Below are 12,711 nucleotides of genomic sequence, written 5' to 3'. Positions count from 1 at the left end.
AGTGAACGAGTGAACGGGTGAACGGGTGAACAAGGCACCAGCTTCGACGACAGATCTCCTCCGATTCACGATTCACGATTCACGATTCACCCATTCACCCATTCACCTGTTTACCCCATTCACCCGTTCACCTGTTCACCTGCCATGCCCCACCACCCCCGCCCCATCCGCTTTTTCCACCGCGGCCAGATCCAGGCCGTGGACGGCCTGGCGCCGACCACCACCGTGCTCGGCTATCTGCGCGAACATGCCCAGCCCCATTGCAGCGGCACCAAGGAAGGCTGCGCCGAGGGGGACTGCGGCGCCTGCACCGTGCTGCTCGGTGAGATCGATGCGTCGGGCCAGATGCAGCTGCGCAATGTCAACGCCTGCACCCAGTTCCTGCCCACGCTGGACGGCCAGGCCTTGTGGACGGTGGAAGACCTGGGCAGCGCCGAGGCGCTGAACCCGGTGCAACAAGCCCTGGTGGACTGCCACGCCTCGCAGTGCGGCTTCTGCACGCCGGGCTTTGCCATGAGCTTGCAGGCCTGCTACGAGCGCCACTGCCAAAGCGGCAGCCGGCCCGACCGCCAGGAGCTGGCCGACGCCCTGGCCGGCAACCTCTGCCGCTGCACCGGCTACCGCCCCCTGCTGGACGCCGGCCAGCGCATGTTCGAGCTGCCCCAGCAAACCCTGGACCTGGCACCTGCCCGCGCCGCCCTGCACAGCCTGCAGCAAGACCCGCCCCTGCACTACGCCGCCGCTCAGCCGGCCATCCCGGGCCGCGTTGACCAGTTCCACGCCCCGCGCAGCCTGGCCGAGCTGGCCGCGCTGCGCGAAGCCAAACCGCAGGCGCGCCTGCTGGCCGGCTCCACCGACATCGGCCTCTGGGTCAACAAACGCTTCCGTGACCTGGGCGATGTGATTTATCTCGGCGCCGTGGCCGAGCTCAAGGCCATCCGGCCTGAGCCCTTCAACGGTCAGCCCGGCCTGTGGATCGGCGCCGGCGCCAGCCTCGAGGCCGCCTGGAGCGCCCTGAGCGCCGCCGTGCCGCCGCTGCGCGAGCTCTGGCTGCGCTTTGCCTCGCCGCCGGTGCGCCAGGCCGGCACCCTGGGCGGCAATATCGCCAACGGCTCGCCCATCGGCGACGGCGCCCCCGCCCTGATCGCCCTGGGCGCGCAGATCGTGCTGCGCCGCGGCAGCCAGCAGCGCCGCCTGGCCCTGGAAGACTTCTACTTGGGCTATATGCAAAACGCGCTGCAACCCGGTGAGTTCGTTGAGGCCATGCACCTGCCGCTACCCAGCCCGGACCAGCGCATCCGCGCCTACAAGATCGCCAAGCGCTACGACAGCGACATCTCGGCCGTCTGCGCCGCCCTGAGCCTGCGCCTGGACGAGGCGGGCCGCGTGCAGGAGGCGCGCCTGGCCTTCGGCGGCATGGCCGCCATCGTGCGGCGCAGCGCGCCGGCCGAGCAGGCCTTGCTGGGCCAGCGCTGGAGCGACGAAGCCGCCCTGCAAGCAGCCCAGGCCGCCCTGGCGCTGGATTTCCAGCCCTTGAGCGATATGCGCGCCAGCGCCGACTACCGCCTGCAGGTGGCGCAAAACCTCCTACGCCGCTTCTGGCTGGAGACCCGGCCCGATGCACCCCTGCCCGCCGCCAGCCTCAGCGTCTGGCAGGCCGTGCGCTTCAGCGATGCGGAGCAGGCGCGATGAGAACCCCAGCGATGAACACCTCTGCCCTCCCCAGCCCCCACACCGTGGGCCGCAGCCATGCGCACGAGTCGGCCGCCCTGCATGTCAGCGGCGAAGCGATTTACACCGACGACATCCCCGAGGCCGAAGGCACCCTGCACGCCGCCCTGGGCCTCTCGCCCATCGCCCATGGCCGCATCGTCGCCATCGACCTGGCCCTGCTGCGCGCCCAACCCGGCGTACAGCTGGTGCTGACGGCCGAAGACATCCCCGGCGAGAACAACTGCGGCCCCCTGCTGCACGACGACCCCATCCTCGCCGCCGGTGAAGTGCGTTATGTCGGCCAGCCGGTGTTTGCCATCATCGCCAGCAGCCGCGAGCTGGCCCGCCGCGCCGCCGCCCTGGCCGGCCAGGCCCTCAAGATCGAGCCCCTGCCCGCCGTGCTGACCGCGCTGGAGGCCCATGCCGCCGGCCAGTATGTGGTGCCGCCCATGCACCTGAACCGCGGCGACGCGGCCCACGCCCTGGCACAAGCGCCGCAGCGCCTGCAAGGCAGCTGGTCGGTGGGCGGGCAGGAGCAGTTCTATCTGGAAGGCCAGATCAGCTACGCCCTGCCCCAGGAAAACCGCGGCCTGCTCGTCCACTGCTCGACCCAGCACCCCAGCGAGATGCAGCAGCTGCTCAGCCACGCCCTGGGCTGGGCCAGCCACCAGGTGCAGGTGCAATGCCGGCGCATGGGCGGCGGCTTCGGCGGCAAGGAGTCGCAATCGGCCCTGTTCGCCTGCGTGGCCGGCCTGGCCGCCAGCCGCCTGCGCCGCCCGGTCAAGCTGCGCCTGGACCGCGACGACGATTTCATGATCACCGGCCGCCGCCACGGTTTCGACTACCGCTGGGACGTGGGCTTTGATGAAGAGGGCCACATCCTCGGCGCCGAGGTGGAGCTGATCTCCAACTGCGGCCACTCAGCCGACCTCTCGGCCCCGGTGATGACGCGGGCGCTCTGCCATTTCGACAACGCCTACTGGCTGCCCCATGTGGCCCTGCACGGTTTCTGCGCCCGCACCAACACGCAGAGCAACACCGCCTTCCGCGGTTTCGGCGGGCCCCAGGGCGCGCTGGCCGTGGAGATGATTCTGGATTCCATCGCCCGCCGCCTGAGCCTGGACCCGCTGCTCGTGCGACAACGCAATTTCTACCGCGACGCCGGCGAGCGCAACATCACACCCTACGGCCAGACCGTGGAAGACAACCAGTTGCAGCCGCTGACCGATCAGCTGGTCGAGAGCAGCCGCTACCACGCCCGCCGCGCTGAGATTGCAGCCTTCAACGCCGCCAGCCCGGTGCTGAAAAAAGGCCTGGCCCTGACACCGCTGAAATTCGGCATCAGCTTCAATGTCGTGCACCTGAACCAGGCGGGGGCCCTGGTGCATGTCTACACCGACGGCTCGGTGCTGGTGAACCACGGCGGCACCGAGATGGGCCAGGGCCTGAACACCAAGGTGGCGCAGGTGGTGGCCGAAGAGCTGGGCCTGAACCTGGCGCGCGTGCGCTGCAGCGCCACCGACACCCAGAAAGTGGCCAACACCTCGGCAACAGCAGCATCCACCGGCAGCGACCTCAACGGCAAGGCCGCGCAAGACGCCGCCCGCCAGATCCGCCTGCGCCTGCAGCCCCTGGCCGCCCAGCTGCTGGGTTGCACGGAAGCGCAAGTGCGCTTTGCGGACGACCGCGTGCATGGCGCGGGTGACAACAACAACTCGCTGCCCTTCACCGAGCTGGTGGCCAAGGCCTATCTGCAGCGCATCCAGCTCTGGAGCGATGGTTTTTATGCCACCCCGGGCCTGCACTGGGACCGCGCCCGCCTGCAGGGCAAACCGTTTTACTACTTCGCCTACGGCGCGGCCGTGGCCGAGGTGCTGGTGGACACCCTCACGGGAGAGAGCCGCGTCACCCGCGCCGATGTGCTGCACGACGCCGGCCGCTCGCTCAACCCCGCCCTGGACATCGGCCAAGTCGAAGGCGCTTTCGTTCAAGGCCTGGGCTGGCTGACCATGGAAGAGCTGGTCTGGCACCCCAAGACCGGCGCCCTCAGCACCCACGCCCCCAGCACCTACAAAATCCCCACCGCCAACGACAGCCCGCCCGACTTCCATGTCGCGCTGTACGAGCAGGCCAACGCGGCCGACAGCATCCACCGCTCCAAGGCCGTGGGCGAGCCGCCCCTTTTGCTGCCGTTCTCGGTGTTGTTGGCGATCAAGGATGCAATTGCTGCGGCGGGGCCGGTAGGGTGTGATCCGGAACTCAGGGCTCCGGCGACGGCGGAGGCGGTGTTGAGGGCGGTGAGTGGGGTGATGTGAGGCTGTTGATGAATGACAGCCCAGGAGTCGGCGGGAAAGCCGCGCTCAAACTCGTACCCGCATCACAGCATGCGCCAACTGGGTTCAGCCCATTATCCGGAGGTGCGGCTGTGGCCTCGCTCTAAAAAGCACTTCTACTGCTAGCTTCTACATGCGGCTAGTGTCCCGACGTTCGACCTTAGACACATGCGAACTATGTCGCTTAACACCTGGCTCCCGCAGCGAAGGCGTGATCGCTTGAAGCGCAGCCTGCTTGGGGTCATAGCCTTTCTGGCGATGCTTCTGCCGACCTATGTTCCCGCATGGGTGCCGACCCCAATTGTGAACGGCGAAGTCATCAGCTTCGATGAGGGGTCGTCCATCCCAAGTGACGCGGAGCGCATCCGGATTGCGAGCCACCTCCCACTGATAAACGCCATTTATCTCGATGTCATCGTTGTGGTCGCCTACTACGAACTGAACAGCGAGGGTCAATCGGCGATGGCACTTGCTCGCGCTGAGTCAATAAAGCAATTTCTCATGGAAATCGGTGTTCCGAGCACCAGGGTCTATACGGAAACAAAAGCTCTGAATCCAACAAAACCGCTGGTCCCATCTACTCGCCCCAAGCCTGGATCTGTCGAGTTCGAGTATGCGGGTCAATGCATCAACAGAACTGCTTGTGAACAAGAGTGTCCGGGCGGCAAATGCAAGGGACTTGACCAAAGGTAGGCCCAACGGAGTCATTACATTTCTGAGTGAGCTCGTGAATACGGGGTCATCTTTGAATTCGGGATCAAGTCTTAAATCTAAAAGCAAGACCTAAACCTCCACCGATTTGAGTTTCCAAAAATTCACACAAGCGAGAATGGAAGTTGGGGTTGAGCCCCAAATCTAGGCGAGATAGTTGGCCGGAGGGGCGGAGATTTAATATTTAAGACTTGACACCATACCCTCATTCGCTCCACCGGACCAGCAATGGCCCGCCGCCTACACGACCTAATTTCGTTCTGGCCGTCCATTATCCTTCCATCACGCGCCAGTCAGCTAAACCTCGAGCGCGCGACAACAAACTGCAACTGGGAGAATTCATACATGTCAGTATCAGCCCTCAAGGTAAAGGTAACAATAGCTCAACCCTTTGTTGTCGCGGGATCTCCTTTCACACTCACCACAACGTTCGAGAACAATCATGAGGGCGTGATTGAGGTGTTACAGCTTTCGTACCACGTGCCATATGAGGTTCAGTGGATCCAAGAACAGCAATACACCAACAGATTCGATAATATTAAATCAAATCCACTCAAGAGCTTCTTCCTGGCGAACAGATCATGGAGGGCAGGAATTAGCGCACCAGGGCAGGCAATGTATTACGGAAATGGCGTAAGCAACTATGAGAAGTCAGTCTTTGATCTTTTGCCAGGCGAATCTGGCGCGTATTCATTTTCATCATATGTGCGCCGCTGGCTTTTCTCATCGGGCGGCGAATTAGTTTTCCCAGGACAAGTCAAATACAGATATCAAGGCGAGGTCCATCACCATACTTTTGAAGTTCGATTCACCCTACGACCTCCCCTGCTGGCGAATGCCATTGGGTCAATTGCCGGCTCAATAGTTGGGCCACTCGCAAAGGGCTTACGCGATCAGGGCCCCTCATTATTTTCATCAATTGGCATACCCTTTGTCGCCGGTGTAACACTAACTGCGATTCTCGCTTTAGTTGCAGTAATATATTCATCGCGAAAAACAGGGGAGGCTCAGCCAATCATCACGGTTGAAGATTTCTGGGGAGGCTTTCTAGTTGGCTTCTTTATAAGATTCACTGGAAATGAGCTATTTGGCAATCTAGTGCCACTCCCAGGAAAATCCGCCTGAATTTCGTCGCGGGGTCAGGGGTCAAGTCTTAAACGCGGGGTCAGGGGTCAAGTCCGGGGTCCGGGGTCCGGGGTCCGGGGTCAGGGGTCAAGGGTCAGGGGTCAGGGGTCAGGGGTCAGGGGTCAGGGGTCAGGGGTCAGGGGTCAAGTCTTAAATGTTAAGTCTTCATCTCTTCTTCCGAATACTGAGCCCGCAACGCGAGATTCACCAGCTTGCTCACCCACAGGACACGAAGGTCAGGCCTTGAATTTGAAGGGCCAGGGCCTGTTGAGGCGTGCGAACATGCAAGCTTGATAGATAACGACCGGACTCAACGCATGCAGACAACGACTGGGACAACCGCTCTGCTCGCCCTCTTCGCCCTGAGCGCAGCCCAGGCTCAATCCCTGACCCAGGTCCACGAGTTCAAAGACTGGGCCATAGCCTGCGACAACCGGCGGCATTGCGAGGCCATCGCGTACCAAAGCGAGGAGTCCGGCTCGGCGCCGGTGACGATGTGGCTGTCGCGTGATGCGGGCCCCCATGCGCGGGTGTACATTCAGCTCGATGTGGATGAGATCAACGAAGACACCAAGTCGCTGACGCTGCATCTCGGCCCGCGCCAGCAACTGAAGGGCATCAGCCCGCGCAAGGACTTGAGCCCGGTGGACACCGCCAAGCTGCTGGCTTATGTGCTGGAGGGCGAAGAGATCGTGGTGGCCGAAGGCGGCAGCGGGAACAGCAGTAGAAAGCGTTGGCAGCTGTCTTTGGCGGGCAGCAAGGCCGCGCTGCTGAAGATGGACGATTTGCAAGGGCGTGTGGGCACGCCGGGTGCCTTGGTTCGCCGAGGCAAGCAAGACAGTAAAGCCGACAGTTCCGTGCTGCCGCCCCTTGCCGCACCCAAGGTGAAAGCCCAGGCCCTGCCCAAGACCAGCGTGGCGGACCGAGCATTGCTACAGCCCATCTTGGATTCCATCGTACCGCGCGACTGCTGGGAATACCTCCCGGACGACAGCGGCCCCGAACAATCGCTCACCCGTGTATCGGCCACCGAGGTTTTGGTGATGCGCGAGTGCGGGCGCGGGGCCTACCAAGGCGGCTCAAGCATTTGGCTGGCCAACAGCAAGCCGCCATATGCCCCCAAGCGCTTGACGCTGCCACTACTAGGTTGGGATTCGACCGAAGATGTGATGAACGCGAACCTGACTGCTGAAGGGCGCTTGAGCTCCTTCGCCAAAGGGCGCGGCATCAGCGATTGCGGCAGCAGCTTCGATTGGGTCTGGAGCGGCCGCAGCTTTGAGCTGATCGAAGCCTGGCGTTCCCCCTTGTGCCGCGGCTTTCCCGGCGGCGGCTTTGGCTTGCGGGTGTGGACAGCGCAGCCCGGTCCCTGAAGCACTCTCCTCTTTCCTGTTGGTGGTTTGTGCATCCCCAAGGTGAGGCGGCTATGGCAAGGCCCGTGTCTCGGTGGGCGTGAACTCAGCATGGACACGATGGCTCGCCAAACGTAACCTGTGTCCCGCGCTGCCTCCCGTCCATTCCCAACGATGAGCACCACGATGACGACACCGGCTTCCTCGGCTCAGCCCCATCTCGCACAACGCATCCTCGGTGCACCGCCAGCGCGGGTGGCTGTGCTCGGTTTCATCCTCCTGCTGATGATGTCGCTGAACACCGATGTCGAGAGCAGCTATGCCGGTCAGCCGCTGAAGGCGGTGGCTCACACGGTCGCCTTGGCGATTGCCGGTTTGGCGGTCTATCTGGGCTACGCCTTCTTCGTGGAGCGGCGTGTGGCTTCGGAACTCAGCGTGACTGGCATGGGGCGCGAGTTCGCCATCGGCCTGCTCATCGGCGCCGGCCTGTATGCCGCTTGCGAGCTGATCCTGATGGCGCTGGGCATCTACCGTGTCACCGGCTTGAACCCATGGGCCACCATGATCCCGGCGATCGCCATGGCGATTGGTTCCAGCGTCTACGAGGAACTGTTGTTTCGCGGCGTCTTGTTCGGATCGGTCGAGAAATGGTTGGGCAGCTGGGCCGCGATGGTGGTGTCTTCGCTGGTGTTCGGCCTGACCCACTTGATCAACCCGCAGGCCACACTGGAAGGGGCGCTCTTCATTGCGGTCGAGGCCGGCATCCTGCTGGCTGCGGCCTTCATGCTGACGCGGCGCTTGTGGCTGAGCATCGGCTTCCACCTGGCCTGGAACTACACGCAGTCGGCCATCTTCTCGGGCATTGTGTCCGGCAACGAGGCACAAGAAGGGCTGATCCGGTCCACCACACGCGGGCCCAGCTGGCTGACCGGCGGCAACTTCGGCGTGGAGTCGTCCGTGATCGCGCTGGTCCTGTGCACCACATGCGGCATCGTGATGCTGCTCATGGCCGTCAAACGCGGCAAGATCCTGCCGCCGGCCTGGAAACGGCCGGGCTGATGGATCACCAACACGTGCGATGCGTTCCAGCAAGTCGCGACAGACCTTTCGCCCTCGCTCACGGCGCTGATCGCAGCATCAGCCCGAGCTTCGATGTGCATACCTCGCGGGTGGCTGCGCACTTGGCACATACCGGAGCGCCCTGAAGCCAGCATAGTTTTCCCCGGGAAAACAAGGCGAAGCCTGAGGCCCCCTTGACGCTGATGCGCCGCCGTCAGGCGCCGCACTCTTGATATCCTGCCCGCCACATCCAATACCAACACAGGGAGCCAGTGTTGAAAGCCAAGAAGTCCAATCTCATGGGGCTCGCCTTGCGCGAGCTGAACGTCGCGATCGTTGCCATCGGCCTGGCCGCGGGCCTGCCGGCGCTCGCTGCCGAAGCAGTGGCGCCGCCCCCCCCGGTCGCGCTGGAGACCTTCTTCCAGCGACCGGCGGTGCTGGAGGCCAAGCTCTCGCCTTCGGGCAAACAGCTGGCGCTGACCACGGCCAAGGGCGGCGACCGGATTGGCATCGTCGTGATTGATCTCAGCGAGGGCTACAAGACCACGCGCGCGGCGAATTTCTCGGACGTCGATGTGGTGCGCTTCGAATGGGTCGGGGACAAGCGACTGGTCTTCAGCGTCGCGGACCTGGAGGCCGGCAGCGCAGAAGACCGCCGTTATGCCCCGGGCCTGTATGCCGCCAACCCCGACGGCAGTGATCTGCGCCAACTGGTGCGGCGCCAGGGCAAGCCTTTGGTGAGCAGTGGCGACACACGCAACCAAGCCCTGGACTGGAACCATGTCCTGCTCTCGGTGCCGCAGCAGCAAGAAGGCGTCTTGCCCGAAGAGGTGGTGGTGGGCGAGATGCAGTTCAACCGTGACGAGCTCCGCTCGGTGACGCCGATGTGGTTGAACGTTCGCACCGGGCGCAGCCGCAGCCTGGAGCTGAAGAACCCGCCCCCGGGCGCCATCGAATGGTGGTTTGACAGCAAGGGGCAGGCCCGCGTGGCCAGCACCGTGAACAAGGACAAAGTCGCCCTGCATTGGCGAGGCCCGGGCGACGCAGCTTGGCGCCAGCTGTCCGAGTCCAGCATGCTGGCCCAGCGATTCACCCCGGCGGCGGTCGACGATACGGGCAATCTCTATGTGGAGTTCGCGGACGGCCCGGCAGGCCATGCCGTGCTGAGCCCGTTTGACTTTGCCAAAGGCGAACCGCAGCGGCCCGCGCGCATCAGTGCGCCGGGCTTCGATCTGCTGGGCGGCTTGGTGCTGGATCGCGCCGGTGCCGGAGCTTTGGGCGTGCGCGTGGACACCGATGGCGAGCAGACCATCTGGTTCGATGAGGGCATGAAACGCATGCAAACCCTGGCCGACGAGGCGCTGCCCGGGCGGGTCAACCGGCTCAACTGCCGCCGCTGCGGCGCCGACGATATGGTGGTCCTGGTGCGCAGCTACTCGGACCGCGACCCCGGCCGCTTGTACCTGTACGAAGCGGCGAACAAGCGCTGGCAGCCGGTCAGCAAGGTGCTGGACGGCATCGAGCCGAAGCGCATGGCCACGGTGGACCTGCACCGCATCAAGGCACGGGACGGCCGCGACCTCCCGGTCTGGCTGACCCAGCCTGCCGGCAGCAAAGCGGGCCAGCCGCTGCCCACGGTGGTTTTGGTGCACGGTGGGCCCTGGGTGCGCAGCGGCCACTGGCGCTGGGAGGCGATGCAACAGTTTCTGGCCTCACGCGGCTATCTGGTCATCAGCCCCGAGTTCCGTGGCAGCACCGGCTATGGCGACGCGCACTACCGGGCCGGTTGGAAGCAATGGGGTCAGGCCATGCAGGACGATGTGGCGGACGCCTTGCTGTGGGCGCAGAAGCAGGGCCTGGCCAGCGAGCAGGCCTGCATTGCCGGCGCCAGCTACGGCGGCTACAGCGCACTGATGGGCCTGATCCGCCACCCCGAGCTCTACCGCTGCGGCGTGGCCTGGGTCGCGGTGACCGACCCCAGCTTGCTCTTGGATTCCCCTTGGTGGTTGGACGATGACGTCAGCGCCAGCAGCCGCCGCTACCTCTTGCCCGAGCTGGTGGGTGACGTGAAGGCCGATGCCGCCATGCTCAGAGCCAACTCGCCGCTGGCCCAAGCCAAGCGCATTCAGGCACCGCTGCTGCTGGCCTTCGGCGAGGAAGACAAGCGCGTGCCCCTGGTGCACGGCGAACGTCTGCGCGCCGCCTTGAAGGCCGCGGGCCGGCCGCCCGAATGGGTCAGCTACCGGGACGAAGGGCACAGCTGGCGCAAGGTAGAAACCCATGTCGACTTCGCCCGCCGGCTGGAGAAGTTTCTCGGCCAGCATCTTCAGAAGGCGAGCGGGCCCTGAGGGCTGCGGCCTGCTGCGTTTCCTCGCGCCGGGCACGCTGGAGGCCAGCAGCCCTGGCCCCCATTTGCCCGCGTCGGAGAGGCCCGCACTCCCGCAGCAGTTCGCCTGAACGGAAACCTTGCCCAAGAACGTTAGAACCGGCCTGGCCGCACAGGAAGACCCGCACGCGGCTACAGAGGCCGGTTCGTCATCAAGCCTGATCCGCCTTGCGACGTTTGAGCACCACACCGATCAGGCCCAGACCGAGGACCAGCAGCGCGTAGGTCTTGGGTTCCGGCACCGGGGCAGCGACGGTCTCCGCCGAGTATTGAAGACTCAGGAAGCCATTGCCATTGAAGGGCAGCTGCCAGCCACTGCCCGGCGTGGTGCTGAGGTAGGCAAGGCCGATGCCGAAGCCGGAGCTGTCTGCTGCCGTCTGGGTGCGCGAGAGTTGTACGCCGGTCAGGTTGGCGTCCGTGCTGCTCAGGTAAGCGATGTACTTGGTGTTGGCATTCAGGTTCAGACCCAAGTTGTCAAAGCTCAGGGCGGTGTAGCCGCCGGCGGCGTTGTACTGGCCGACGGTTGCAGCAGCGGTGGTCAAGAGCGCGGGGCCGACCCCATTGCTGGCCTGGTTCTGGGCATTGCTCGCCGGGTTCCACCGCGCCACGTTCAGCTGCAAGGACAGCGACTGGTTGCCCAGCGCGTAGAAGCTGAAGGACGAGAGCTGGGCGCCTGCGCTGAGCGAAAACACCTCGCCAACCTTGGGCGAGTCGCCGCTGGGGTTGCCTGCATTGCCAAAGGAGGCAAAGGGCAAGCCGGTGTTCGGGCCGGTCGGCACATTGGTGTAGGTGGCTGCGAAAGCGCTGCTCGCCGAGACCAGCACGAGGCCGGCGATCGCTGTCAATCTGAGTGCGGATGAATTCATGAGGGTTCCCTGGTCTTGGTTTGATGAACAAAAAGGTGATGCCGACGGCAGGAATCGACCATCGCGAAGGCCGCCAGCTTCCAAGTAAGCCAAGCCGGCGAGCCTCAGCCTGCAGGCCACGGTGCGCAATCCAGCGCCGCGAGCAGTCACTTGCCAACACATGCCTTCGACAAACGTTCCAGGAACAGAAGGTACGCCTTCAATATGGCCAGGGCATGTGGGGCTCAACCGGCCGCACGCGCCGAATGGCCCTCTTTGTGTGACGGCATGGAGACAAGCTCTGTCCGTCCAGAACAGGGGCATGGCGACCCGGCCTAGCAGACTCAAGCAGTCTGCCTTCCTGCCTGATCTGTCTGTCGCCGAACAGACCCGCTCCGTGCGCCGGGCCACAGTGGCCCATCATGCAAACCAGCGCAGCGGAGGCAGATCAAGGCGCCACCGAGCGCAAGCCGGGCCAAGCCTTGTTCGTGACCGAGGGCCTGGCCAAGAGCTACCAGATGGGCGAGGTGACGGTGACGGCCCTGGTCGACGTGGACTTGACCATCTACCGGGGTGAATTCATCGTCCTGTTGGGGCCTTCGGGCAGCGGCAAATCGACCCTGCTGAACATCCTGGGCGGCCTGGACAGCCCCAGCAGCGGCAGCGCGCATTTCGCCGAGCAAGACCTGACGGCGGCGTCCGAGAGCGAACTCACCCGCTACCGGCGCGAGTATGTCGGCTTCGTCTTCCAGTTCTACAACCTCATTCCCAGCCTGACGGTGCTGGAGAACGTGGAGCTGGTGACCGACATCGCCACGAAGCCCATGCCCGCGCTGGAAGCGCTGACGCTGGTCGGCCTGGCGGAGCGGGTCGACCACTTTCCGTCCCAGCTCTCGGGCGGCGAGCAGCAGCGGGTGGCGATTGCGCGCGCCATCGTCAAACGCCCCGATGTGCTGCTCTGCGACGAGCCCACCGGCGCCTTGGACTATCTGACCGGCAAGCTGGTGCTGGAGGTGATCGCCAATATCAACCGCGATCTCGGCACCACCAGCATCGTCATCACCCATAACGCCGCGATTGCAGGCATGGCGGATCGGGTGCTCTACCTGGGCGAAGGGCGGGTTCAGCGCATTGAGGTCAATGCCCACAAGCTGCAGCCCTCCGAGCTGGCTTGGTAGAGCAGCAAGGGT

Annotated in this window: 9 protein-coding genes; 8 read left to right on the top strand and 1 reads right to left on the bottom strand. The window is 64.2% G+C overall.

All coding sequences use genetic code 11. The annotated features are described in order from the left end of the window. The first annotated feature begins 144 nt into the window (after positions 1–144). The 7 genes from xdhA (at position 145) to LNV23_RS15125 (ending at position 10,638) form a co-directional block, all read left to right on the top strand. Positions 145–1,692: a xanthine dehydrogenase small subunit gene (gene xdhA / locus LNV23_RS15155; RefSeq protein WP_263563724.1), complete on the top strand. Its 1,548-nt coding sequence runs from the start codon at positions 145–147 to the stop codon at positions 1,690–1,692. A gap of 11 nt (positions 1,693–1,703) precedes the next feature. After that, a complete protein-coding gene (gene xdhB / locus LNV23_RS15150; RefSeq protein WP_263563723.1) occupies positions 1,704–4,028 on the top strand; it encodes a xanthine dehydrogenase molybdopterin binding subunit in 2,325 nt (774 codons plus the stop codon). 237 nt (positions 4,029–4,265) lie between these two features. After that, entirely contained in the window at positions 4,266–4,739 is a 474-nt protein-coding gene (locus LNV23_RS15145; protein WP_263563722.1) for an OmpA family protein, read from the top strand. A 363-nt stretch (positions 4,740–5,102) separates the two neighbouring features. Then, a complete protein-coding gene (locus tag LNV23_RS15140) occupies positions 5,103–5,882 on the top strand; it encodes a hypothetical protein (protein WP_263563721.1) in 780 nt (259 codons plus the stop codon). A gap of 317 nt (positions 5,883–6,199) precedes the next feature. Continuing rightward, positions 6,200–7,252 carry a DUF1176 domain-containing protein gene (locus LNV23_RS15135; protein ID WP_263563720.1) on the top strand — a complete coding sequence of 351 codons (1,053 nt, stop codon included), beginning with the start codon at positions 6,200–6,202 and terminating at the stop codon, positions 7,250–7,252. 165 nt (positions 7,253–7,417) lie between these two features. After that, positions 7,418–8,290: a CPBP family intramembrane glutamic endopeptidase gene (locus tag LNV23_RS15130; RefSeq protein ID WP_263563719.1), complete on the top strand. Its 873-nt coding sequence runs from the start codon at positions 7,418–7,420 to the stop codon at positions 8,288–8,290. A gap of 275 nt (positions 8,291–8,565) precedes the next feature. Continuing rightward, on the top strand, positions 8,566–10,638 hold the full coding sequence (locus LNV23_RS15125) for an alpha/beta hydrolase family protein (protein WP_263563718.1): 2,073 nt from the start codon (positions 8,566–8,568) through the stop codon (positions 10,636–10,638). Positions 10,639–10,828: 190 nt separating this feature from the next. Here LNV23_RS15125 and LNV23_RS15120 read toward each other — a convergent pair whose 3' ends face one another. Continuing rightward, a complete protein-coding gene (locus LNV23_RS15120) occupies positions 10,829–11,542 on the bottom strand; it encodes a PEP-CTERM sorting domain-containing protein (RefSeq protein ID WP_263563717.1) in 714 nt (237 codons plus the stop codon). Positions 11,543–12,039: 497 nt separating this feature from the next. Between LNV23_RS15120 and LNV23_RS15115 the strand changes: the two genes are divergently transcribed. Then, positions 12,040–12,699 (top strand): ABC transporter ATP-binding protein, encoded by a 660-nt coding sequence (locus LNV23_RS15115; protein ID WP_263563761.1) that lies wholly within the window; start codon positions 12,040–12,042, stop codon positions 12,697–12,699. Positions 12,700–12,711 lie beyond the last annotated feature (12 nt).

It is taken from the genome of Kinneretia sp. DJ1R-11, assembly GCF_025717595.1.
GTDB lineage: Bacteria > Pseudomonadota > Gammaproteobacteria > Burkholderiales > Burkholderiaceae_C > Paucibacter_A.
This window is presented reverse-complemented; position numbering and strand designations above follow the sequence as displayed.

Bases quoted from the DNA above. Each gene is read 5' to 3' on its own strand.
- LNV23_RS15130 (WP_263563719.1), top strand. From the start codon at position 7,418: ATGACGACACCGGCTTCCTCGGCTCAGCCCCATCTCGCACAACGCATC.
- LNV23_RS15115 (WP_263563761.1), top strand. From the start codon at position 12,040: ATGGGCGAGGTGACGGTGACGGCCCTGGTCGACGTGGACTTGACCATC.
- LNV23_RS15120 (WP_263563717.1), bottom strand. From the start codon at position 11,542: ATGAATTCATCCGCACTCAGATTGACAGCGATCGCCGGCCTCGTGCTG.
- xdhB (WP_263563723.1), top strand. From the start codon at position 1,704: ATGAACACCTCTGCCCTCCCCAGCCCCCACACCGTGGGCCGCAGCCAT.
- LNV23_RS15135 (WP_263563720.1), top strand. From the start codon at position 6,200: ATGCAGACAACGACTGGGACAACCGCTCTGCTCGCCCTCTTCGCCCTG.
- LNV23_RS15140 (WP_263563721.1), top strand. From the start codon at position 5,103: ATGTCAGTATCAGCCCTCAAGGTAAAGGTAACAATAGCTCAACCCTTT.
- xdhA (WP_263563724.1), top strand. From the start codon at position 145: ATGCCCCACCACCCCCGCCCCATCCGCTTTTTCCACCGCGGCCAGATC.